This is a genomic window from Bacillus sp. FSL K6-0138 (assembly GCF_037982765.1).
Taxonomy (GTDB): Bacteria; Bacillota; Bacilli; order Bacillales; family Bacillaceae; genus Bacillus; species Bacillus glycinifermentans.
In genome coordinates this window covers 3587501-3611631 of record NZ_CP150286.1, presented here as the reverse complement: position 1 = coordinate 3611631, position 24131 = coordinate 3587501, and the positions used below count along the sequence as shown (strand labels likewise).

The window sequence follows — 24131 nt, the reverse complement described above, 5'->3', positions numbered from 1 at the left end:
TGCGAAAGGAATGTGATGAAATGAAGGCAATCGTTATCGGTTCAGGGATCGCAGGCGCGAGTGCCGCATATCACCTCGTGAAAAGAGGAGCGGACGTATCGATTTTGGATGAAGGGCATGAAGGGCAGTCAACCAAAGCCGGAGCGGGAATCATCTGCCCGTGGTTTTCTTCCAGAAGCGAAGACTGGTATCGTTTGGCAAGAGCGGGTGCCGCATATTACCCTTCCCTTGTATCACAGCTGAGACAAGACGGGGAAACCGACACAGGCTACGCCAAAACGGGTGCGCTGCGGGTAAGCGGAGATGTTGAAGCGCTCGGTCGAATTGAAAGAAAATTAAGAGAACAAAAGCGTGAAGCGCCTGAAATCGGTGACATCACCCGCTTATCAAACGAAGAGGCAAGGCGGCTGTTTCCTCCGCTTGCTGACGGGCTTGAAGCGATTTATGTATCAGGAGCAGCCCGCGTGGACGGCCATCTGCTGCGAAACGCGCTTATTTCGGCGGCAAAAAAGCACGGGGCCGTCTTATTGAACGGCAAGGCGGAGCTCTCTGTTGAACAGGAGGTCATAAAAGGCGCAACCATTGACGGCCGGCTCCTGTATGCAGATGCGGTGATATTGGCCGGAGGCGCTTGGACGAATCAATTGCTTCAGCCTTTGGGCATACAGCTGCCATTAGAGCCGCAGCGCGGCCAAATCGTTCATTTGAAGGTCTGTGACGGGGAGACTGGAAAATGGCCGGTTGTTTTACCCGATACAGACCATTACATCGTATCATTTGACGGTTCTCGGGTGGTAGCCGGAGCGACAAGGGAAACCGGCTCAGGATTTGATTACAGAATCACCGCCGGAGGAATAGAGGAGGTCTTGAATGAAGCCTTGTCCGTTGCACCGGGTCTCCACGGTGCGGCTCTCGAAGAAATCAGAATCGGATTCCGTCCGTTTACAAAGGATTTGCTTCCCCTTCTCGGGTACATTCCGGGTGCGGACGGTTTGATCGCGGCCACAGGATTCGGCCCTTCAGGCTTAACGATCGGCCCTTACGCCGGTTCGCTCATTGCTTCTTTGGCGTTTGGAGAAAAAACGGATCTTCATATAGACCAATACCTTCCAGTAAGAGACATATCAAAATAATCGGAAACTACTCCTTAAATTTTTTTGAGTTATATCATTTTTTGCCACTTGTTCATAGATGTCTGATATAATGACAAAATAATGTTGTGGAAAATAGTGCAGCATGCCCACTGTTTTCCTTTTGTTGTGTTTTTATAGGCGTGCGAAGTTATCCTGCTTATTTTTAATATGTCCAAAAGAGGTGCCTTTAAGTGAAGAAAGGAATCGTTTCGATTATTATTCCTTCCTATAATGAAGCAAGCAACATTAAACTGATTTATAAATCATTGAGGAACGAATTTCAATCCATTGATTATGAGTATGAAATTTATTACATAAACGATGGCAGCACAGATCAAACTTTGGAGGAAATCAAAGATCTGGCGGAAAAAAATGAGCGGGTGAAATATATTTCATTTTCAAGAAACTTCGGCAAGGAAGCAGCCATTCTTGCCGGTTTTCAGCATGCCCGCGGCGATGCCGTCGTCGTCATGGATGCGGATTTGCAGCATCCGACATACCTTTTGCCTGATTTTATTAAAGGGTATGAAGAAGGCTATGACCAGGTGGTTGCCCAGCGGAATCGAAAGGGAGACAATCCTGTAAGGTCTTATCTGTCTTCGCTTTATTACCGTTTCATCAACAACGCGGTCGAAGTCGATTTAAGGGACGGTGTCGGCGATTTCCGGCTATTGAGCAGAAAAGCCGTCAACGCGCTGCTCAAGCTGAGCGAAGGAAACCGTTTTTCCAAAGGGTTGTTTTGCTGGATCGGCTTTGATCAAAAAATTATTTATTACGAAAACGTCGAACGAAAAAACGGAAAATCAAAGTGGTCGTTCCGGCACTTGCTGAACTATGGGATCGACGGCATCGTTTCGTTTAACAACAGGCCGCTTCGCATTTGCTTTTACACCGGAATGTTCATTTTGTTCCTTTCGCTTATTTATATTGTTGCAACGTTTATCAGGATTTTGAAATACGGTGTTATTGTTCCGGGCTATTTTACGATCATTTCGGCTGTTTTGTTTCTCGGCGGAGTTCAGCTTCTCAGCCTCGGGATCATCGGCGAGTACATCGGGAGAATCTACTATGAAACGAAAAAGCGTCCTCATTATTTAATACAGGAGGCAAACATCGGGCATGGAGAAGCTCATGAAAAAAATGAATCTTGAATTTATTCGCTTTGCCATTGTAGGCGTCGTTAATACGTTGAATTACTATGCGGTTTATTTGCTGCTTCACTTTTTGCTGCATATCGATTATATGGCATCACACGTTGTGGCTTTTCTTGTCAGCCTTGTGATTTCATTTTTCCTGAATTGCTATTTTACGTTTAAAACGAAGCCGACTTTTGCGAAGTTTTTGCAGTTTCCGCTGACACAGCTGTTCAATCTGGCCGCGTCTTCTTTCTTTATGTACGTTTTTGTGAACCTTTTGCACATGAACAGTGCGGCAGCTCCGCTTGCTTCCATGTTTTTAACCGTTCCTCTGACATTTCTGTTGACAGGGAAGATTTTGAAAAGAGACAGGGGAAAGATATGAAAAAAACAGCATTATTATTTGTCATATCAAGCATTGCCATTTCTTTGGCCGCCCATTTGTTTTTTCTGTTCGAATGGGCACACGGCCGCTATATGACGGGGAACGGCGACGGGCTTGCGCAGATGGTCGTGTTTAAAGCATTCCTTTTTGACCAATACAAACACGGCAACTTTTTTTATTCCTATTCCTTCGGCCTGGGAGGCGGAATCTACAGTCAGCTTGGTTATTATTTCACGACATCTTTTGTGTTTCTTGCCTCTTTTGCCGCGGTCCTGCTGCTTCAGTTTTTTCATCTGGCGGGGAATGCAGATCCCCTGTTTTGGGCGAATGCTGCGGTTTTTATCAGCGCGGTTAAGCTCGGCCTGATTATTTTGACCGCTTCGTATGCATTTTTATATATGGTGAAAAATAGAGCGGCCGCTTTTACAGGAGCCGTTTTGTACGGAACGTCGGTCATCTATTTCCGCCATACGGTGTTCTGGGAGTTTTTCAGCGATTCGATGCTCTGGCTGCCTCTGCTTGTCGCAGGAGCGGAAAAAATCATCAGGGAAAAGCGTCCGGGCCTGTTTATCCTGGCCTGCTCTTTGACGCTGTTTAACAATTTTTATTTTGCGTACATCAATTTGATTTTCATTGCGATCTATGTCGTCTTTCGCTGGTTTATTCATCTTGATGACCGCGAGGCGTCAAAGTGGGAGCAATTCAGGATGTTTTTCGCGTCGTGTCTGATTTCCTTCGGGATCAGCGCCGTTTCTTTTGTGCCTGCCGTCTACGGCTTTTTGAACAATTTGCGGCCGCCGTATGATCAGCCGGTCCCGTTGTACGACTTCACAGATGACATCTTGTTTTCGAGCCGCATCATCCTGCTGCCGGCGGCTTTTGTCTTGTTTTTGTTCGTTTTTTCCTTTTATAAAAACAAAACGTTCAGGCTGTTTGCCGGAATCAGCCTGCTCTTGGGCCTTCTTCATTTCAGCCCGCTCGCCGCGAGCGCGTTTAACGGCTTCTCTGCCCCGCAGAACCGTTTTGAATATCTGCTTGCCTTTACAATCGGTGGGGCCGCGGCCGCCGGCTTAAGCAGCATCAAAAGCATCAGGCGCAAAGAAATTGCATGGTCGTGCCTATTGACTGTTTTGGTATACGTAGCAGTCATTTTCCGCGAAGACCTTGATTTGTCGCTGCTGACAAATTGGAGCTCGCTCGTTTTGCTGTTTTTAACAATGGGCGCATTTATCGCCGCCGGTTTGCGATATCGAAAATCGCTGCTCGTTTTGCACGGCTGTGTATTGGCATCGGCTGTATTCGTTGCCAATACATATGAAAAATACGTCCTTTCGGAATCGAGTGAAATTAAATCGGTTTCGAAGAGTTATTTGACGAGCAATGATTATGACGGCGAAGAACAGCGGGAGCTCCTGGAAAACATCAAAAAAGACGACGGAGGAGATCCATATACGAGAATCGACTGGATGAACGGCGTCCGCAACAATACGCCGATGATCCAGAAATTCAACGGCTTCAGCGCTTATTCAAGCATCCTCAACAAAAATCTGCTGCTGTTTTATTGGACAGACCTTGAAGTCGATATGGGGAGGGAAAGCGTCAGCCGCTATGCGACAATGGGCGGCCGCGCCAATTTGTACAGCCTGTTGTACGGCAAGTATTATATGAGAGAGAAGGAAAACGCTTCTGATGCTCCTTACGGATTTGAGAAAACGGACGAGTCGAAACATTATGTCGTCTTTAAGAACAACTACACGCTTCCGTTTATCCGGACGGCCAATACCGTTTATTCCGAAAAAGACATGGATAACGCGCCGGTTTTGGCAAAAGAGCATGCCATGCTGAAAGGAATCGTTTTAGAAAACCCGGGCGAAAAAGCGAAGCCTCCTACAAGCTCTGATTTGATGGGACAGACGAAGTTGAAGAAGAACGGGGCGAGCTACGAAAACGGCGTGCTCAATGTGACATCGGAAAACGGCGGAATCGATCTCATTCCGCCGGATAACGTCCCGAAAGAAGGCGACTACTATGTCACCTTTTATTTGAAGAGCCTTGCAAAAGACCAGTTTTTCAACCTGAAGGTCAATGATTACATCACCTCAAGAAAATCAAACAAGTCGATTTATAAAACGGGGGTTTACGATTTGACGATCAGGGTGCCGAAAGCGGAAAAGGTTTCGATCCGGCTTCCGAAAGGGAAATATAAGCTCGACGGTCTGAAGCTCTATCAGGAGGATTACCAAACCTTAAAACAAGCTTCTGCGAAAAAAGCGCCGGACGCACGCATGAACTGGAAACAAAACAAATTGTCGATCCAATATCAAAACAATAACGGAGACCGGTACATGGTGCTGCCGATTCCGTTTGAAAAAGGCTGGGAAGTCACAGTGAACGGAAAAAAACAAACCGTTCAAAAAGCGAACTATGCATTCACCGGCTTTTCCATCGACAAAGGGAAAAACGACATTCAGCTCGTATATTACCCGCCTTATTTCAAAGAAACGCTTGCCGTCACCGTCATCGGTCTTGCGGCCGGAATCTGGTACAGCCGGAGAAGAAAAAAGCTTGGCTCTTAAACGGAGCCAAGCTTTAATTTTTTCTGCAATTTTTCTTCGCTGAAAATCCAGCCCGTATACGACCGCATTAGATCCAAAGAGTCACGGTCGATATGGGCGATGGCAACGAACGGATAATGTTCTTTGCTGCGGTATCTCAAATCGATAAAACGGACCTCGTAATGGTCCTTATACGTATCGATTTCCCATCTGTAAACAGGCGAAAAAGAAAGAAAGGCTGAGATGTTCTTATCCTGTTTCGCTGCTTTCATGACGGGCGAATCGGGTAACGGAACCCTGTTGAATGTATCAAGAATGACGATCTTTCCATCGATGCTTCTGCCGACGTAAAAAGCCGATTTGGCCTTGACGGCGATTCGCCACTGTCTGAATTTCATCGTCGGTGATATAATGATCTCTTCAATATCATCGATTTTCCTGCGGAGCTCTTGTTTGATCCGCCTTTGCATCACAAACCTCAGGATATAGTAGCCGGCGAGGATGCCATAAAGGGTCAAAAACGTATAGCCCTGATCTGCGCCCGCAAGCCAAACGGCGATTGCCGCAAGATGACTGACGAAGATAAACGGGTCGAATGTATTGATCAAACCGAGCGCCACCCATTTTCTTGTAAATGGTCGAAGCGCCTGGGTACCGTACGCATTAAAAATGTCGACGAACACATGCAGGGCGACTGCGGCAAGCGTCCACAGCCAAAGATGAAGCAGGTTTGCATCAGGGTAAAACAAATACAGAATCCCCGGAAACAATAATGACCAAATGAGGACGGCGGGAATTGAATGGGTAATTCCCCTGTGATGTCTAATATAAACAGCGTTGTTTTTCAACTTTAAAATTGTATCGATATCCGGGGCCTGTGATCCGGCGATTGTCGCGATCATGACGGCCTGAGCCATTGCCGGGTCCATTCCGACGGCGGGATCCAGCGTCGCGATGCCGCCGAGCGCAACACCCATGACAACGTGTGTGCCAGTATCCATTGGTGACCTCCCCTAACGGTGTTTCAAAAATCGTATTCCATTGCCTTATTCCCAACGCCGTCCCAATACCAAACAGGAAAAGCAGCAGCTGAAATATTTAACGCTTTTGCTTTCCTCGCTTTTCATGTAACATGTTTATCGTGTATACATTTAGTTTACAACAAAAAGCCAAAAGAACAAAAGTGCAGTGTGTAAATGTGACGAGGACAGGCAAGGAGAAGTTTCATGATTGATCTGAAAAATAAATTAGAGCAAAAAAATATTAAACAATTTCAGGAAGATTTAATTTCTTGGTATGAAAAAGAAAAACGGGATCTTCCGTGGCGTTCTGACAGCGATCCTTATAAAATATGGGTTTCCGAGGTCATGCTGCAGCAGACCAGAGTGGAGACGGTGATCCCGTATTTTAACAATTTCATCGAAAAGTTTCCGAACGTAAAGGCTCTGGCTGAAGCTGATGAAGAAAAGGTGCTTAAAGCCTGGGAAGGACTGGGCTACTATTCCCGTGTCCGGAATCTGCAAAGCGCAGTCAAAGAAGTGCATGAACGATACGGCGGAGTTGTTCCTTCCTCAAAAGAGGAATTTGGCGGTTTGAAAGGCGTAGGTCCTTATACGCGAGGAGCGGTGCTCAGCATCGCCTACAACCAGCCTGTACCGGCGGTCGACGGCAATGTGATGCGGGTGATGTCACGCATTCTTTCGATATGGGATGACATCGCAAAACCGAAAACCAAAACATTGTTTGAAAACATCGTTGAAGCCTTTATTTCTAAAGAGAAGCCTTCTGAATTCAATCAAGGGCTGATGGAGCTCGGCGCCATCATCTGCACGCCGAAATCGCCTTCCTGCCTTTTGTGTCCCGTCCGTGAACATTGTTCTGCTTTTGCGGAGGGGTGCGAAAAAGAGCTGCCCGTCAAAAGCAAAAAGAAAAAACCCGGGGTGAAAAGCCTTGCCGCAGTTGTTCTGACAGATGAAGAAGGCTCAGTCTACATCCATAAAAGGCCGGGCTCAGGGCTGCTTGCGAACCTGTGGGAATTTCCGAATACAGAAACGCAAAAAGGCCTGAAAACAGAACGGGAGCAGCTTTCGGCATTTTTGAAGGAACAAGCCGGAGTCGATGCCGAAATCGGTCCTCTTGAAGGAGTCGTCGAACACGTCTTTACACACCTAGTCTGGAACATTTCCGTTTTCTTCGGGAAAACGCGCAATCAGCCGGATGATTCCTATTTGAAAAAAGTAACAATAGAAGAGCTTGATGAATACGCCTTCCCGGTATCACACCAGAAAATATGGAATATGTATATGAAATAGGCAGCTTGACCGTGCATGCTGCCCGTTAATCATACTGAATATCGGTGCCGTGCGTATAATCGGCTTCACGGCGGCTCAGACCGCCTCTTGTTTTAATCTCTTTTACAACCTCCACATATTCCGCATGTCCCTCTTCATTTAAGAAGGGCATCATTTGCTGGAAGGCGTGGTGGAAATAGAGGAGCTCCGCATCTTTCCATTCGTGCTTCGGCGTTTGATCGAGCTCGCTCATGTCACGTCCGACGTACATAAGGCGAAAGCCTCCTTTTGAAAAAATGGATGACATTATTTTGCAACGAATTGAAATAACTATACTAGGAGATGAATAAAAGATGGAACAAAGAAAATGCGCGCTTATTACAGGAAGCAGCAGGGGAGTCGGAAAAGCGGCTGCTCTGAGGCTCGCGAAAAACGGCTACAATATTGTCATTAACTATGCGAGAAGCAAAAAAGCAGCTTTGGAAACCGCTGAAGAAATCGAGCGTCTCGGCGTAAAAGCGCTTGTTGTCAAAGCGAACGTCGGCCAGCCCGCGAAAATTAAAGATATGTTTCAGCAAATCGACGAGGCGTTCGGCAGACTTGACATATTTGTCAACAATGCCGCATCAGGCGTTCTCCGCCCGGTTATGGAGCTTGAAGAAAGCCATTGGGACTGGACGATGAACATCAATGCCAAAGCTTTGCTTTTTTGCGCTCAGGAAGCGGCGAAACTGATGGAAAAAACAGGCGGCGGCCATATCGTCAGCATCAGCTCGCTCGGTTCGATCCGCTATTTGGAAAACTACACGACGGTCGGCGTATCAAAAGCTGCGCTTGAATCTCTGACAAGATATCTCGCTGTCGAGCTCTCGCCGAAAAATATCATCGTCAATGCCGTATCCGGCGGGGCAATTGACACAGACGCACTGAAGCATTTTCCAAACCGCGAGGAGCTTCTCGAAGATGCCCGGAAAAACACACCTGCCGGCCGCATGGTTGAGATCGATGACATGGTCGATGCGATCGAATTTTTGGCATCCGGAAAAGCGGATATGATCCGCGGCCAGACGATCATCGTTGACGGCGGCCGTTCCCTGCTCGTTTAAATTTTTGTGCATGAATGAATAGGATATCACCCGACTGCACAATCTAAGTGTCGTGGAGGTGATATACAATGGCTAACCAACAATCCAAAACAAACGCACAAAAAGTAAGACAACAAAACCAAGCTTCTGCACAAGGTGGTCAGTTCGGCACTGAATTTGCCAGCGAAACTGACGCGCAGCAAGTAAGACAAAATAACCAGCAAGCTGAGCAAAAGAAACAACAAAACAGCTAATCACTGAAACAGGAAAAAGCGCTTCACCATTCGGTTGAGGTGCTTTTTTCTTTGCGACAAAAATTCCGAATCTTAGGCAGAATCAGTCAAAGGACATTTCACATGTATAGAGAAATGATACATAGGCAATAAATGGAGTAGAGCAAAGAATGGAGGATATCAATGCCGGAATTTGAAAACTTGGTTCAGGGCCAGATGGAGATTATGGACAAGTTGTTATACCTTCAGGCAGAGATTGAAAGATGCCAGGAAATCGAAAAAGAACTGATGGCCCTTGAAAAAAAAGCCCAGCTATTATCAATTCGGGAAGACATCTCCCAAAAACGAAGAGATCTCGCCGCTATTCAGGATTTGTTTCAAAAACAGACGGAACAGGTCATACAGGCTTACCAAAAAATCGAAGCCTAAAGTTTATCTTTATCGCTTTCCTGAAAAAAGAGCCATTCCTGGTCCGGAGTGGCTGTTTTATTTTCATTTTTTATTTTCAACCGTTATAATAAATAAAAGAACTGTCGGACAGGCGATGTGAAACACTGACTTGTAAGGCTTTTGCAAAGAAAGTAGGGGAGAAACATGGGCTTTCCCAAGGAAGGAGAAACCATTCAAATTCATAGCTACAAGCACAATGGGCAAATTCATCGAATATGGAGCGAAACGACGATATTAAAAGCAACGGAATTGTGCATCATCGGCGCCAATGACCGGACGGTGGTCACCGAATCAGACGGCCGGACATGGGTGACACGAGAGCCCGCCATTTGTTATTTCCATGCCAAGCAGTGGTTTAACGTCATCGGCATGCTTCGCGAAGACGGCATTTATTACTATTGCAACATCAGCTCGCCGTTTGCTTTGGACGATGAAGCCATCAAGTACATCGATTATGATCTGGACGTGAAAGTCTTTCCCGATATGACCTACCATATCCTTGATGAAGACGAATATGCAGACCATAAAAAAGCGATGAATTATCCGAAGGAAATAGACGGCATCTTAAGATACCATTTGAATACGCTGCTGCACTGGATTCACCAAAGGAAAGGGCCGTTTGCTCCGGAGTTTATCGATATTTGGTATGAACGGTATCTCCATTATACAAAATAAACCAACAAGCCTGTTGAGTATCAACAGGTTTTTTGCAGTGGACTCACACTATCAAAAATAGAGAGGGGGATGTGAGTGTGGGTATTATCAGAAGATATATGGAATTTGTCAAGCCGTATAAGTGGAAAATCATCGTTACAGTTCTGATCGGCATCATTAAATTTTCGATTCCTCTTGTTATTCCGCTCCTTTTGAAATATGTAGTCGATGACATTATTCAAGGAAACGGAACGGTCCAGGAAAAAACATCTTCACTATTTACCGTAATGGCGGTCGTGTTCGCCATTTTTTTGCTGCTCCGGCCGCCTGTCGAATACTACCGGCAGTATTTCGCGCAATGGACGGCAAGCAAGGTGCTGTATGATATCAGAGACAGGCTTTTTTCCCATATTCAAAGGCTAAGCCTCAGATATTATGCGAATACCCGCGCCGGCGAAATTATTTCAAGGGTGATCAATGACGTCGAACAGACAAAAGAATTCGTCATCATCGGGCTTATGAATGTTTGGCTTGATGTAATGACGATTTTTATCGCCATCGCCATCATGATGACGATGGATGTGAAGCTGACGATTATTTCGATCATTTTATTCCCGCTTTACGGGCTGTCGGTTAAATATTTTTACGGCAGGCTGAGGATCTTGACGAGGGAGCGGTCCCAGGCTTTGGCCCAAGTGCAGGGCCACCTTCATGAAAGGGTTCAGGGTATGCCTGTGATCAGAAGTTTTGCCATCGAAGAACACGAACAGAGGCATTTTGACAACGAAAATGGAAACTTCCTCGGCAAAGCGATCCGCCATACGGCATGGAACGCGAAAACGTTCGCAGTAGTCAACACGATTACAGACCTCGCACCGCTCATCATCATTACGGTTGCAGGATACCACGTGATTCACGGTTCGTTGACGGTCGGAACGATGGTAGCGTTTGTCGGGTATATCGAAAGGCTGTATAATCCGTTGAGGCGGCTTATTAATTCGTCGACAACATTGACCCAGTCCGTCGCATCGATGGACAGGCTGTTCGAATTCATCGATGAGCCGTATGAATTAAAGGATAAACCGAATGCTGTGAAAGCAGGCCGTTTAAAAGGCGTCGTCGAATTTAAAAACGTCTCGTTTCAATATGAGGAAACAAACGACATGATTTTGCAAAACCTGTCTTTAACGGCAAACCAGGGCGAAACGGTCGCACTCGTCGGCATGAGCGGAGGCGGAAAATCCACGCTCGTCAGCCTGATCCCGAGGTTCTACGATGTTACGTCAGGGAGTCTCTTAATCGACGGTGTAGACGTCCGGGATTACGAGGCGAGAAGTTTAAGAAACCAGATCGGCATGGTGCTGCAGGACACCTTTTTGTTCAGCGAATCGATCAGGGAAAACATTTCGATCGGAAATCCGGAGGCATCGATGGACCAAATCATTGAAGCGGCAAAGGCGGCGAATGCCCACGATTTCATTATGGAGCTGCCTGACGGATATGAGACGAAGGTCGGTGAACGGGGAGTCAAGCTTTCAGGAGGGCAGAAGCAGCGGATTTCGATCGCACGGGTTTTCTTGAAAAACCCTCCGCTATTAATCCTGGATGAAGCCACCTCTGCGCTTGATCTTGAAAGCGAGCATTATATTCAAGAAGCGATGGAAAAGCTCGCGAAAGACCGGACGACTTTTATCGTCGCCCACAGGCTGTCAACGATCACGCACGCCGATAAAATCGTCGTGATTGAAAACGGACAAATCGCCGAAACGGGAACCCACGAGGAGTTAATGAACCGCGAAGGCCATTATAAGCATTTATTCACCATTCAAAAACTGAATTGATATAAAAGCCCGGCTTCAATGATATGCTCCCCTAAAGGTAGACAGATGAAATAAAAAAATCTGTTTGCCTTGGGGGAGTTTTTTCATGGCTGGAAAATGGTTTTCAAAAGAAGAAAAATTGAATATTCTATCAGAATGTGATCAGGGCAATAATTCGGTGAAGGAGATCGCAGAAAAATATGGCATTCATGCCGAAACGATTCGTGAATGGAGAACATCGCATGATATGGCGGGTGTGGAGAGTTTGGAACGTTCAAAGCGCCATAAGTTCTATCCCGCAGAATTAAAATACAATGCCGTGAAAGACTTCTTATCCGGACGCTACTCTCAAAGAGAAATCTCGAGAAAATATAAGATTTCCAGTAAATCCGTACTCATGAAGTGGGTTGAGCTTTATAATGGTCATAAAACGTTAAAAGACAGCGGGAGAGGAAGGAATCGTTTGATGACCAAACGGAAGAACGTTTCATTGGAAGAACGGATTGAGATTGCGAAGGATTGTCTAGCTCATGGAAAGGACTACGCCAGATCAATGGAGATTCATCAAGTCTCCTACCAACAGGTGTATCAATGGGTGAAAAAGTATCAAGAAGGCGGAGAAGAGGCCTTAAAAGACAACCGAGGGAAACGCAAAACCGAAGAAGAACTGACACCTGAAGAAAAAATTCAACGGGAAAACAAACGGCTGGAACAGGAAAATGAGCGTTTGCGCGCAGAGAATGCGTTCTTAAAAAAGTTGGAAGAGATCAAAAGGAGGCGGTTCTAAGTCAGGTTCGGTACGAAGATCGATATCTCGCCATTTTAGAGCTGAATCGAAAAGAAGGCTTTTCTGTCCAAATGTTATGTGAGATTGCCGAAGTTTCGCGCCAGGGGTATTACAAATGGAGGAGCCGAGTACCTTCAGCGAGAGAAAAACAGAATGAAAAGATTATCGCCAAAATGGCGCTACTTCACGAACAAATTGGCGGTATCTACGGATACCGCAGAATGACCTTAAACATGAACCGCCGCTTTAAAGAGCGCCTCAATCATAAGCGCATCTATCGGCTGATGAAAATTGCCAAGCTGGAGTGTGTCATTCGGCGGAAGAAAAAACGTTACGGCAAAGCGACGCCTCAACATGTGTCCGAAAATATCCTGAATCGAGAGTTTAAAGCGGACAAACCAAATCAAAAATGGGTGACTGATGTGACAGAGCTAAAATACGGCCATCGGAAAGCGTACCTCAGTGCCATTTTAGATCTTCATGAGGGAATGGTCGTGTCTTATGTGCTGGGGAAATCCAATAATAACGCCCTTGTGTTTAAAACCTTGAACCAAGCGCTTGAGGCAGCCCCAAACGCACGTCCTCTCCTTCACAGCGACAGAGGTTTTCAATACACGTCCCACCAGTTTAGAAGGATGATTGAAAACGCAAATATGACACAGAGTATGTCCCGCGTCGGCCGCTGTATTGATAACGGCCCCATTGAGTCGTTTTGGGGGAAATTAAAATGCGAGAAATACAGACGGAATTCGTACGAGACATTTGAGGCACTTCAAAGCGCAATTGATGAATATATCCACTTTTACAACCACGATCGTCTACAAGAAAAACTAAACGGCCTCAGCCCAGTGGAATACAGGGCTAAAGCCGTCTAGTGTGTTTTAGTTATTTCCACTGTCTACTTGACAGGGTGCAGATCACAACGAAAGCCGGGTTTTTTTCTCCCCTCCAAATTTCGTACATATTTCCTATCCCGTGTAAATACAATTTAAAAAATACAAGCATCCGGAGGTGAATATGTGACAAAAGAGAAATTGCTTGAAGTAGCGGATCTATCCGTTTCCTTTCAAAAGAAAAAGGAGGAAATCCCGATTGTTCAAGGCGTTTCTTTCACCCTCCATAAAGGTGAAATCGTTGGAGTCGTCGGTGAATCCGGCTGCGGCAAAAGCGTCACCTCCATGGCTTTGATGGGGCTGAATGCAAATGCTCATACAACGGGTAAAGTCCTGTTTCAGCAAAAGGATCTTCTTAAGCAGTCGGAAAAAGAATGGCGGCATATGCGCGGGAATGACATCGCAATGATCTTTCAAGAGCCGATGACCTCGCTCAACCCTCTTTTCACGATCGGAGATCAGCTCACAGAAGCTCTATCCAGCCACACTGACATTCACAAAAAGCAAGCGGACGAAAAAGCCGTTCGCATGCTGGAAACCGTCGGCCTTCCGAGACCGGAGCAGCTCATGAAACAGTACCCCCACGAATTATCAGGCGGCATGAGGCAGCGCGTTATGATCGCGATGGCTTTGATCTGCGATCCGAAGCTATTGATCGCAGATGAACCGACAACGGCTCTTGACGTCACCATCCAGGCTCAGATTCTTTCCCTTTTAAAGAAAATGAACGCAGAATTTAAAACAGCTATTCTTCTGATCACGCATGATCTCGGCGTTGTACACAACATTTGCGGGCGGGTGATGATCATGTATGCCGGCCGGATCGTTGAAGAAGGAAGCGTCACTGCCATTTTTAAAGATCCGAAGCATCCTTATACGAAAGGTCTGTTTGCTTCCATTCCCGCATTCACCGGCAAATCGGAGAGACTGACTTCGATTGAAGGACAAGTGCCGAAGCCGGGAACGATCAAAAAAGGCTGCATGTTCGCCCCGAGATGCCGGCACAAAACCGGCCGCTGCACGATAGAAGAACCGCTCCTGAAGAAACTGAACGATGAACACGCCGTACGGTGCTTTCTCTATGAGGAAGGAGGGACAAATGGATAACGAACTGTTGAACGTCAGCCGGCTGAAAACATATTACCCGGTTTCGCGGAAAAAAACGGTCAAAGCGGTAGATGATGTCTCATTTTCGGTGAAACAAGGGGAAACCTTGGGGGTTGTAGGAGAATCGGGCTGCGGCAAATCGACATTGGGTAAATCGATATTGCGGCTAACAGAACCGACGTCAGGCAAGGTGACCTTTCTTGGGAAAGAGATCACCGGACTCGGGCCAAAAGACCTTCGGAAGATGAGAAGACAGTTTCAGATGATTTTTCAGGACCCTTATGCTTCTTTAAACCCCCGCATGAAAATCAAAGACATTTTAGAAGAGCCGCTAATCGTCCATAAGCTCGGGACAAAGGCTGAAAGAAAAGAAGTCGTCCGGTCGATGCTCGGGATCGTCGGCCTGGATGCTTCGTATGGAGAGCGTTATGCTCACCAATTCAGCGGCGGCCAGAGGCAAAGAATCGGAATTGCAAAAGCGCTGATCACAAAGCCGAAGCTGATCATCGCCGATGAACCCGTTTCAGCGCTCGATGTGTCTGTACAGGCGCAGATTTTGAATCTCCTGTCAGACCTCCAGGAAGCTTTTTCATTAACCTTTCTCTTTATTTCGCATGATCTGGGGGTCGTCCGCTATATCAGCGACCGGGTGGCGGTCATGTATTTCGGAAAAATCGTCGAGATGGCTGAAGCAGATGCATTATTTAGAGCGCCGAAGCATCCGTATACGGAATCCCTTTTGGCTGCTGTGCCTGTTATCGGAAAGGGGGAAGCTGATGAAGCGGTGCCAGAGGGCCCGGCTCCGGCAATCAATGAAAAAGGGTGCCCTTTTTACGGCCGGTGCCGAAGGCGGGAAGCCAGGTGCAAGGATGCGGTGCCTATGCTGGAAGAAAAAACGGAAGGCCATTATGCCGCGTGCCATTTACTTTAGCTGAGGAGGCGATAGGATGAAAAGAAAACATTGGCTGAAAGGCCTGGGAATGCTGCTGGCTGTCTCCTTATTTTTAATGGGGTGTTCCGATTCAGAGAGCCAAAAAGAAGGAGGCGGTGCAAAAACCGGAAAAGATACGCTGATTTTCGGGAGAGGCGGTGATTCCACTTCGCTTGATCCGATAACGACGACAGAAGGCGAAGCGTTTAAAGTCACAACCAATATCTTTGAAACCTTGCTGAATTACGGAGAGCAGGACACGACGCTAAAACCGGGCTTGGCCGTCAAATGGGATGCTTCCGATGACGGACTGACATACACGCTGCACTTGAGAAAAGACGTCAAATTTCACGACGGAACCGATTTTAATGCAGAGGCAGTCAAATACAACTTTGACAGGTGGATGAACGGAGACGAGGAAAAATTTCCTTATTACGGGATGTTCGGAGGCTACAAAAAAGATAAGGGGCACGTTATTAAAGATATAAAAATTCTCGATGATCATAAAATCCAATTTATTTTAAAACGGCCGCAGGCGCCGTTTCTAAAAAATCTCGCCATGACCTCATTTGGAATCGCAAGCCCTGAGGCAATTGAAAAATACGGGGACAAATTCAGGGAGCACCCGGTCGGAACGGGTCCGTATCAATTCGTAGAATGGAAGCCGAATGACCGCATTGTCCTTGAAAAGTATGAAGACTATTGGGATGAGGGGAAGCCGAAGCTGAAAAAGATCATTTTTAGAGCGATTCCGGAAAACTCGGCCCGTCTGAACGCGCTAAAAACCGGTGAGATCGATTTGATGGACGGCGTGAATCCGTCGGACATCGAAAGCATCAAAAGCGACCCCAATCTGAAAATAATTGAAAGGCCGTCGATGAATATCGGCTACCTCGGGCTGACGACAACGAGAAAGCCGCTTGACAATAAGCTTGTCCGCCAGGCGCTAAACCATGCCGTCGATAAGCAGGCGATCATCGATTCCTTCTACGGCGGGCGCGCAGACCCTGCGAAAAATCCTTTGCCTCCTTCGCTTGAAGGCTATAATGACAAGGTCGAGCCGTATCCGTACGATCTCAAAAAAGCAAAAGAGATCTTGAAAGAAGCGGGCTACCCGGACGGATTCAGCATGGAGCTGTGGGCGATGCCTGTTCCCCGTCCATATATGCCTGACGGGATGAAAATCGCCGAGGTGATTCAAGCCGACTTTGCAAAAATCGGGGTCAAAGCGAAAATCGTCACTTATGACTGGGCCACGTATTTAGACAAAGCGAGCAAAGGCGAAGCCGATTCGTTTTTAATGGGATGGACTGGCGACAACGGAGATCCCGATAATTTCCTCTATACGCTGCTTGACAAGGACAATATCGGGGGCAACAACTATACCTACTTCAGCAATGACAAGCTTCACGACATCTTGATCGAAGCCCAGTCAGATCCCGACCAGACTAAACGAAACAAGCTTTATGAAAAAGCGCAGGAGCTGATTCACGAAGAATCGCCGTGGATTCCGCTCGTTCACTCGACGCCGATTTTGGCCGGGGCGAAAGATATTGAAGGATACGTCCCTCACCCGACGGGGAGTGAAGTATTATCAGACGTACAATTTAAATAGTGCACAAGGTGGTGACAGCCGTTGCTTTCTTACTGTTTGAAGCGGACCGGCATGCTGATCCCCGTCCTTATCGGCATGACGCTGGTCGTCTTTTCCATCATCCGCTTTATACCGGGTAACCCCGCCCAGGTGATTCTCGGACAAAGGGCGACAAAAGAAGCAGTTGAGCAGCTGACTATGCAGCTTGGCCTTGATGAGCCCTGGTATATTCAATACGGAAGATATGTCGGAGATTTGCTGAGAGGGGATTTAGGAACCTCCATCCGCACAGGGGCGGCGATTACTAAAGAAATGCAGCCTTATTTGTTCGCCACCCTTGAGCTCGCTTTTTTTGCGATGCTGATCGCCGTACTCCTCGGCGTGAATGCGGGAATCGTCAGCGCCTGGTTCAAAAATTCGGTGTTTGACTATATGGCGATGCTGATCGCTTTAGTCGGCGTATCGATGCCGATTTTTTGGCTCGGGCTGATGGGGCAATGGTTTTTTTCAATCGAGCTTGGCTGGCTGCCGACCACCGGAAGGGAGGATGTGAGAAACCCGGTTGATACGATTACCTATATTCATACGCTTGATACGCTGCTAAACGGGCGATTCGATCAGTTTGGAGAAACGATCCGCCATTTAATCCTTCCTGCATCCGCCCTGGCCACCATCCCTGCCGCGATTATCGCGAGAATTACGAGAGCGAGCATGATCGAGGTTCTTCAGTCCGATTATATCCGCACCGCAAAAGCAAAAGGCGTTCGTATGTTTTTCGTCATCTATAAGCACGGTTTAAAAAACGCGTTTATTCCGATTCTGACAGTCATCGGCCTGCAGACGGGACTTTTGCTAGGCGGCGCAATTTTAACGGAAACGATTTTTGCCTGGCCGGGCATCGGCCGGTACATTTATGATGCGATCAGCTATCGGGACTATCCGGTGATCCAATCGGGAATCCTTGTGATCGCCTTCATCTTCGTCATGATCAATTTCGTCGTCGATCTGTTGTATGCCGTCATCGATCCGAGAATTAAATATTAGGAGGCGGTGAAATATGGATGTGCTGCAAGATGAACGCCGGGAGGGAGAAGCGAAAAGCCGCTCTCTTCTTGCGGAAAACGTTCAGCGGTTTTTCGATCATAAGCTTGCTGCGGCCGGCAGCATTCTGGTCGCAGCGTTTATCCTGTTGGCCATTTTCGCGCCGCTGATCGCTCCATACGGGTTAAACGATCAGTCGCTATCAGAAAGGCTTGCTCCGCCGTCTGCCGAACACCTTTTTGGAACGGACGATTTCGGCAGGGACATTTTCTCAAGGGTGCTGCACGGAGCAAGGCTCTCCCTCTGGGTCGGATTTTTCTCCTGCTTAGGGTCAGCCGTTGCCGGAACGCTCTTGGGCCTGATTGCGGGTTTTTACGGCAAATGGGCGGACGGGCTGATCTCAAGGATATTTGACATCATGCTCGCGTTTCCCAGCATCCTTCTTGCGATTGCGATCGTCGCCATTCTCGGGCCCTCGCTTGAGAACGCGCTGATTGCGATTGCCATCATCAATATTCCGACGTTTGGAAGGCTCGTCCGTTCGAAAGTGCTCAGCATCAGGCAGGAGGAGTATATTCTGTCTGCGAGAGCCGTCGGTATGTCCAACATCCGCTTGATGTTCAAGCATATTCTCCCAAACAGCATGGCGCCTGTTATCGTGCAAGCAACGCTCAATATCGGAACTGCGATTATTGAAGCCGCGGCTCTCGGCTTTTTAGGATTGGGGGCTCAGGCTCCAAATCCCGAATGGGGGAAAATGCTTGCCGACGCCCGCCCTTATTTGGCACAGGCTCCGTGGACCTTGTTTTTTCCGGGAATTTCAATCATGCTGGCGGTGCTCGGCTTTAATTTAATGGGCGACGGGCTCCGCGACACGCTTGATCCGAAAACGAAAGAAGGGAAATAAAAAACCCGGTTAACGCTTTCGTTAACCGGGGCCTTTCATTTAATCATCATCGACTTCCAGCTCGCTGTCTTCGCGGTGATACGTTTGGAAGCTTGAGATCAGCGTTTCCAAATGGCAGAGCTGTTCACGGTATTCCACGGCGCTCGCCATGATGGTCAGCATATTGTAATCCAGCAGTTCCTCCTTTAATTTATCCTGGTTTTTCAGGAACGATTCGGTCAAATGCTGTTTGTATACGTCTCCTTCTTCGAGAAGGTCTTCGTTTTCATGCGTTTTGATCCTGCCGACAAACCGCATCAAAATCCGCTCGTGCCAATGCAGAAGATAATCGAGTTCTTCGATCAGCGTATTCTGGAATTCCTCCGGCATGTGATAAAAATCGTTTTCAAGCCGGTGCAGCTTTTTCAGTGTATCAAGCGCGCGGTTTGACGCGATAATCGCCTGTCTGAAAAGGACGAGCTTTCTTGACTTCACGTATGTGGTACGTTTTAAATAGCTCCGTTCTTCTTTGTAAAGCAAGTAAAGATGGTCGACTTTCATCATTTTTTCTTTCAGTTTTTCGATGTCTTCTTTCAGCATGGTGTGCTCTGTCGTTTTCCGCGTCAACAGCCGGATCCATTTTATCACTTCGTCCGTGTTTTCGACGATATGGCTGACGAGCTTTGTTTCGTATTTAGGCGGCAAAAAGATCAGGTTGACAAGGAACGCAGACAGAACGCCCAGGATGACCGTTGCAGTCCTGATCAATGCGAACATCAAAAAGTTGTCGCCTGAGCTTTCCAGTATGGCAATAACGGTAACAAGAGCAATCGAAATCGTGTTCTCGATCTTCAGTTTTAAGTTAATCGTAATGACAATAACCGCCGTCAACCCGATAATAATCGGACTGGGTTCAAAAATAAGACCAAAAATGATAGCTGTCGCTGCTCCGATAATATTCGCCTGCACTTGATCGACAATCGTCAAAAATGAACGATAGATCGAAGGCTGGATCGCAAAAATGGCCGCAATACCGGCAAAAATCGGGGCCGGCAGGCCGATCCAAGCCGCGAGGTATAGAGCGAGCGTAATGGCAATGCCTGTTTTGAAAATACGGGCACCTAGTTTCATTAGGCTTTACTTGCATCCCTTTCTATAATAAATTCGTTATTTCTGCTAATTTGCCAAACAATAAAGTAATATACAGCGATCTCCGGAAATATTCAACCCATTTTTAAGAAAAAACAAAGCGTTGTCAAAAAACTGATCCGATAATGTTCAAATGTATAAAAAAGAGAGCAAACATGCTCCCTTTATCACACCTGCTGTTTCAATTGTTTGAACGATTCATCGACGGCCTCAAGCGTATCCGCGATATCTTTTTCCGTATGCGCGATCGTGATAAACCACGCTTCGTATTTTGAAGGGGCGAGGTTGATTCCCCGTTCCAGCATCAGCTTGAAAAATGCGGCAAACTTTTCACCGTCGGTATTTTCGGCCTGTTCGTAATTCTCGACTTTCTCCGTTGTAAAATAGACGGTGAGCGCCCCTTTCAAACGATTGACCGTGATGTCGATGCCGTGCGTTTCGGCATGTTTTAAGATTCCCTTTTCAAGCATGGCGCCGAGACGGTCCAGCTTCTCGTACGTTCCTTTTTCTTTCAGGACTTCAAGACAGGCGATGCCCGATAAAATCGACGCCGGGTTACCAGCCATTGTACCGGCTTGATATGCGGGACCGAGCGGGGCAACCTGCTCCATAATTTCCTTCTTGCCTCCGTAAGCGCCGATCGGCAGCCCGCCGCCGATGATTTTGCCGAGCGCGGTCAGATCAGGCTTAACGCCAAGCAGGTCCTGTGCTCCGCCATACATGAAACGGAAGGCGGTAATGACTTCGTCATAAATGACCAGTGCACCGGCGTCGTGAGTCAGCTGATTCACCTGTTCGAGAAAGCCGCTTTTCGGTTCAACGATCCCGAAGTTTCCGACGATCGGTTCAACGAGTACCGCGGCGACATCGTCGCCCCATTTATCAAGAGCTTCTTTATAGCTGTCAATATCATTGAAAGGAACGGTGATCACTTCGTTTGCGATGCTTTTCGGAACCCCGGCGGAATCAGGCGTGCCGAGCGTTGAAGGACCTGACCCGGCGGCGACCAGCACGAGATCGGAGTGGCCGTGGTAGCAGCCGGCGAATTTGATGATCTTCGTCCTTCCGGTATACGCGCGGGCGACGCGAATCGTCGTCATGACCGCTTCCGTTCCTGAATTAACGAATCTCACTTTATCCAAAGAAGGGATGGCTTCCTTCAGCATCTTGGCAAATGTGACTTCGTGCTTTGTCGGCGTACCGTAAAGCACGCCGTTTTCCGCAGCGCTTTGAATGGCCTTTGTAACGTGCGGATGGGCATGTCCGGTAATAATCGGCCCGTATGCCGCGAGATAGTCTATGTACTTATTCCCGTCAACATCCCAAAAATAAGCGCCCTTCGCTTTTTCCATCGCGACCGGAGACCCTCCGCCCACAGCTTTGTACGACCGTGACGGACTGTTGACGCCGCCTACTATATGTTGAAGAGCTTCTTCATGAAGCTTTTCCGATTGTGTATGCTGCATAATATCCTCCTCATTTCTATAAAGCCTCTGTCTATAGCTATATTGTAACACGTTGTGAACCGAGAGCAAAAATGAAGCGGCGGCGATTTGAACACGAGGGAACTGTTTTTTATAATGAGAAGAAGCAAACGATTAAAATAAACAGGAGGCAAAGCAATGACTGTAGAAATTGGACAAAAGGTGCCTGATATCGAACTGCTGGGCGACCATGGCGAAAAAGTGAAATTGTCAGATTTTCAAGGGAAATATATCGTGCTCTATTTTTATCCGAAGGATATGACGCCAGGATGTACGACCGAAGCATGCGATTTCAGGGACAGCCACCAAAGCTTTGCGGAGCTTGATGCCGTCATTATCGGCGTCAGCCCGGATGATCAGGGAAGACATGAAAAATTTAAAGAAAAACACGATCTTCCGTTTCTGCTGCTTGTCGATGATGAACATAAGCTAGCCGAAGCGTTTGACGTATGGAAGCTAAAAAAGAACTTCGGCAAAGAATACATGGGAATCGAACGCTCAACCTTTCTCATCGATAAAGAAGGCCGCCTTGTAAAAGAATGGCGAAAAGTAAAGGTGAAAGATCACGTTGCAGAGGCTCTTCAAGCTGTAAAAGAGGTTTCTGAAAAATAAGAACGGCAAGGGGCCGGACCATTATCAGGTCAGGCCCTGTTTGCCGGGTACATAATTGGCCGGCTGTTAGACCATCATGTAAATATAGAGCGGATTTAACCTGAAAAAGGGGATTTCGAGAGGGATTGGAATTGACAAAGATTCTAATCAGGAGTTACACTATTTATAAACGTTATAATATAAGAATTTTTTTTAGAAGTGAGGTGCATGACGATGGCTGAACATAACCTGAAAGAAGCGTTGGAAGCGTTGAAGGAAACCGGGGTGCGAATTACTCCTCAACGTCATGCCATTCTGGAATTCCTCGTAAATTCTATGTCTCATCCAACTGCCGATGATATATATAAAGCGCTTGAAGGAAAATTTCCAAACATGAGCGTCGCAACGGTTTATAACAATTTACGGGTTTTTAAGGAAGCAGGGCTCGTTAAAGAATTGACATACGGAGATTCTTCAAGCCGGTTTGACTTTGTGACTTCCGAGCATTATCATGCGATTTGTGAGCGCTGCGGAAAGATCGTGGACTTTCATTACCCTGGGCTCGACGAAGTAGAGCAGCTCGCTTCACACGTGACAGGATTTAAAGTCAGTCACCATAGACTGGAAATATACGGTTTGTGTCAGGAATGCGATAAAAAAGAAAGCCATTAAAAAGAGCTGGCCGCTTTTTTAACGGTCAGCTTATTTTTGTTTTAGAGCTTTTCGATTATACGATTCATTAAATTCCTTACCTTCAAGGTTTTTATCAAGAGTAAGAGGTTCCCTGCAGTGCATGCACATATCGACCCGGCCGAGGATCTTGGTCGGCTGTTCGCAGTTCGGACAGATGACTTTGACCGCTTTTGTCGAAAGCATTCCTATCCAAAAATAAACCGCAGTGCTTAACATGATAGACAATACCCCCAAGAGCATAAACACCGACATCACTAAGACCGACGACCTGAAAAAGATTCCGACGTACATAATGATGAAACCGACAAATACCAAGCTTAACGCAAACGTTCTGATTTTGTTGATTTTGCTAGAATATTTCGCCATATCCATCCCCCTCTCTCTAATATAGCATATTGAAGATGTGATATTCTTTAATAAATTGGAACTTTTTTATAGAGAGTTTCCGGGGAATTGATTATAATAATTCAATGTGTTTTCAAAATAAAGGAGTTTTTACTGGCTCGTAGAAGTAGGTAGAAAACGAAAGAGAAGCATTTTGAGCAATGTATTTTACATCGTATTGGAGGAATGGTGATGGAAAATCTTCTCCGTCCGATTTACCAGGAAAGAGCAAGCCGCCCTGATACTTTAGCTGTTATGATTATTGAGAGGAGAAACCAAACCTCATCTGCAACAGATAACTTTGATGCGGCATTATTAGTGATTGTAAGCAAAGCCGAGGAACCGATATTTGTGAAGCATTACGAATTCGACGGAAAAACGGCTTCTCTTCATATCATTTCCGTTGAACAGCTCCAGGAATGGATTTTGCTCGGCACAAACAGAAGAATAATAGATTGGATTCTGAACGGGAAAGTTCTCTTTGACCGAAATGAATATATCGCAAAGCTGATTGAGCAGCTTAATACGTTTCCTTTTTCAGAACGGAAACTGAAAATCGGACTTGAATACGGAAAGTTAATCAGAAGGTATATAGAAGGAAAAGCGTTTTTTGAAGAGGATCAGTTTTTGGATGCATACAATTCAATCGTGCATGCTTTGCACCATTTAGCCAGAATCGAAGTCATAGATAAAGGCTTTCATCCCGAAGTAACGGTTTGGAATCAGGTCCGGCATATGGAGCCGCAGGTGTACAAGCTGTATAAAGAACTGGTAGAAAGCAACGAAAGCCTGCAAAAAAGGCTTGAGTTATTGTTCCTCGCAAGCGATTTTCTCATTCATTCAAAAGCC

At 46.7% G+C, this 24131-nt stretch carries 24 protein-coding genes (1 of these 24 cut by a window edge); 19 read left to right on the top strand and 5 right to left on the bottom strand.

From position 1 onward, the window contains the following. Window positions 1–20 precede the first annotated feature (20 nt). The 4 genes from MHB78_RS19140 to MHB78_RS19125 all read left to right on the top strand — a co-directional run bounded on the left by MHB78_RS19140 (window position 21) and on the right by MHB78_RS19125 (window position 5230). Window positions 21–1133 (top strand): FAD-dependent oxidoreductase, encoded by a 1113-nt coding sequence (locus tag MHB78_RS19140; protein WP_046130969.1) that lies wholly within the window; start codon window positions 21–23, stop codon window positions 1131–1133. A gap of 191 nt (window positions 1134–1324) precedes the next feature. Further along, entirely contained in the window at window positions 1325–2284 is a 960-nt protein-coding gene (locus MHB78_RS19135) for a glycosyltransferase family 2 protein (RefSeq protein ID WP_046130968.1), read from the top strand. Continuing rightward, on the top strand, window positions 2253–2654 hold the full coding sequence (locus MHB78_RS19130; protein ID WP_082094103.1) for a GtrA family protein: 402 nt from the start codon (window positions 2253–2255) through the stop codon (window positions 2652–2654). The genes MHB78_RS19135 and MHB78_RS19130 overlap by 32 nt, the downstream gene beginning before the upstream one ends. Beyond that, a complete protein-coding gene (locus tag MHB78_RS19125) occupies window positions 2651–5230 on the top strand; it encodes a YfhO family protein (RefSeq protein WP_046130967.1) in 2580 nt (859 codons plus the stop codon). The genes MHB78_RS19130 and MHB78_RS19125 overlap by 4 nt, the downstream gene beginning before the upstream one ends. Here MHB78_RS19125 and MHB78_RS19120 read toward each other — a convergent pair. Continuing rightward, complete coding sequence (locus MHB78_RS19120; protein WP_046130966.1) at window positions 5227–6210, bottom strand: metal-dependent hydrolase; 984 nt, start codon at window positions 6208–6210, stop codon at window positions 5227–5229. The two genes, MHB78_RS19125 and MHB78_RS19120, sit on opposite strands and share 4 nt — an antisense overlap. Window positions 6211–6435: 225 nt before the next feature. Here MHB78_RS19120 and mutY point away from each other — a divergent pair, with 225 nt between their 5' ends. After that, complete coding sequence (mutY, locus tag MHB78_RS19115) at window positions 6436–7521, top strand: A/G-specific adenine glycosylase (RefSeq protein WP_046130965.1); 1086 nt, start codon at window positions 6436–6438, stop codon at window positions 7519–7521. 25 nt (window positions 7522–7546) lie between these two features. Here mutY and MHB78_RS19110 read toward each other — a convergent pair whose 3' ends face one another. Beyond that, window positions 7547–7771: a hypothetical protein gene (locus MHB78_RS19110; protein ID WP_046130964.1), complete on the bottom strand. Its 225-nt coding sequence runs from the start codon at window positions 7769–7771 to the stop codon at window positions 7547–7549. A gap of 82 nt (window positions 7772–7853) precedes the next feature. Between MHB78_RS19110 and fabL the strand changes: the two genes are divergently transcribed. The 11 genes from fabL (at window position 7854) to MHB78_RS19055 (ending at window position 19002) form a co-directional block, all read left to right on the top strand. After that, complete coding sequence (gene fabL, locus MHB78_RS19105; protein ID WP_046130963.1) at window positions 7854–8606, top strand: enoyl-[acyl-carrier-protein] reductase FabL; 753 nt, start codon at window positions 7854–7856, stop codon at window positions 8604–8606. A gap of 68 nt (window positions 8607–8674) precedes the next feature. Continuing rightward, on the top strand, window positions 8675–8839 hold the full coding sequence (locus tag MHB78_RS19100; RefSeq protein ID WP_003179939.1) for a gamma-type small acid-soluble spore protein: 165 nt from the start codon (window positions 8675–8677) through the stop codon (window positions 8837–8839). Between the two features lie 162 nt (window positions 8840–9001). Then, window positions 9002–9247 (top strand): YgaB family protein, encoded by a 246-nt coding sequence (locus MHB78_RS19095; RefSeq protein WP_046130962.1) that lies wholly within the window; start codon window positions 9002–9004, stop codon window positions 9245–9247. Window positions 9248–9412: 165 nt separating this feature from the next. Next, window positions 9413–9943, top strand: a complete 531-nt coding sequence (locus tag MHB78_RS19090; protein ID WP_046130961.1) for a DUF402 domain-containing protein — start codon at window positions 9413–9415, stop codon at window positions 9941–9943. Window positions 9944–10020: 77 nt separating this feature from the next. Beyond that, window positions 10021–11763 (top strand): ABC transporter ATP-binding protein, encoded by a 1743-nt coding sequence (locus MHB78_RS19085; protein ID WP_046130960.1) that lies wholly within the window; start codon window positions 10021–10023, stop codon window positions 11761–11763. Between the two features lie 85 nt (window positions 11764–11848). Beyond that, a protein-coding gene (locus MHB78_RS19080) for an IS3 family transposase (RefSeq protein ID WP_231947364.1) occupies window positions 11849–13404 on the top strand; the annotation gives its coding sequence in 2 pieces (ribosomal slippage) (window positions 11849–12506 and window positions 12506–13404; 1557 coding nt in all). 144 nt (window positions 13405–13548) lie between these two features. Further along, window positions 13549–14529 carry an ABC transporter ATP-binding protein gene (locus tag MHB78_RS19075; RefSeq protein WP_046132230.1) on the top strand — a complete coding sequence of 327 codons (981 nt, stop codon included), beginning with the start codon at window positions 13549–13551 and terminating at the stop codon, window positions 14527–14529. Further along, window positions 14522–15460 (top strand): oligopeptide/dipeptide ABC transporter ATP-binding protein, encoded by a 939-nt coding sequence (locus tag MHB78_RS19070; protein WP_046132229.1) that lies wholly within the window; start codon window positions 14522–14524, stop codon window positions 15458–15460. The genes MHB78_RS19075 and MHB78_RS19070 overlap by 8 nt, the downstream gene beginning before the upstream one ends. 16 nt (window positions 15461–15476) lie before the next feature. After that, window positions 15477–17075 (top strand): ABC transporter substrate-binding protein, encoded by a 1599-nt coding sequence (locus MHB78_RS19065; RefSeq protein ID WP_046132228.1) that lies wholly within the window; start codon window positions 15477–15479, stop codon window positions 17073–17075. 21 nt (window positions 17076–17096) lie between these two features. Then, entirely contained in the window at window positions 17097–18098 is a 1002-nt protein-coding gene (locus tag MHB78_RS19060) for an ABC transporter permease (protein WP_046132227.1), read from the top strand. Between the two features lie 13 nt (window positions 18099–18111). After that, window positions 18112–19002: an ABC transporter permease gene (locus MHB78_RS19055; RefSeq protein ID WP_046132226.1), complete on the top strand. Its 891-nt coding sequence runs from the start codon at window positions 18112–18114 to the stop codon at window positions 19000–19002. A 39-nt stretch (window positions 19003–19041) separates the two neighbouring features. On the opposite strand, the gene MHB78_RS19050 is transcribed toward MHB78_RS19055, so the two are convergent. After that, window positions 19042–20112 (bottom strand): aromatic acid exporter family protein, encoded by a 1071-nt coding sequence (locus MHB78_RS19050; protein ID WP_046132225.1) that lies wholly within the window; start codon window positions 20110–20112, stop codon window positions 19042–19044. Window positions 20113–20297: 185 nt separating this feature from the next. Beyond that, complete coding sequence (locus MHB78_RS19045) at window positions 20298–21596, bottom strand: glutamate-1-semialdehyde 2,1-aminomutase (RefSeq protein WP_046132224.1); 1299 nt, start codon at window positions 21594–21596, stop codon at window positions 20298–20300. A gap of 156 nt (window positions 21597–21752) precedes the next feature. On the opposite strand from MHB78_RS19045, the gene bcp reads away from it, so the two are divergent. Next, window positions 21753–22226, top strand: coding sequence for a thioredoxin-dependent thiol peroxidase (bcp, locus tag MHB78_RS19040; protein ID WP_046132223.1), 474 nt, complete (start codon window positions 21753–21755; stop codon window positions 22224–22226). A gap of 213 nt (window positions 22227–22439) precedes the next feature. Then, window positions 22440–22877: a peroxide-responsive transcriptional repressor PerR gene (perR, locus tag MHB78_RS19035; RefSeq protein ID WP_046132231.1), complete on the top strand. Its 438-nt coding sequence runs from the start codon at window positions 22440–22442 to the stop codon at window positions 22875–22877. A gap of 30 nt (window positions 22878–22907) precedes the next feature. Here the strand turns inward: perR and MHB78_RS19030 are convergent, their stop codons facing one another. After that, on the bottom strand, window positions 22908–23264 hold the full coding sequence (locus tag MHB78_RS19030) for a YgzB family protein (RefSeq protein WP_046132222.1): 357 nt from the start codon (window positions 23262–23264) through the stop codon (window positions 22908–22910). Window positions 23265–23474: 210 nt separating this feature from the next. Between MHB78_RS19030 and MHB78_RS19025 the strand changes: the two genes are divergently transcribed. Continuing rightward, window positions 23475–24131, top strand: partial view of a nucleotidyltransferase-like protein gene (locus MHB78_RS19025; RefSeq protein WP_046132221.1) — the 5' portion only. Its footprint extends 228 nt past the window's final position; the window shows 657 of its 885 coding nt (coding positions 1–657); the start codon lies at window positions 23475–23477; the stop codon falls past the right edge of the window.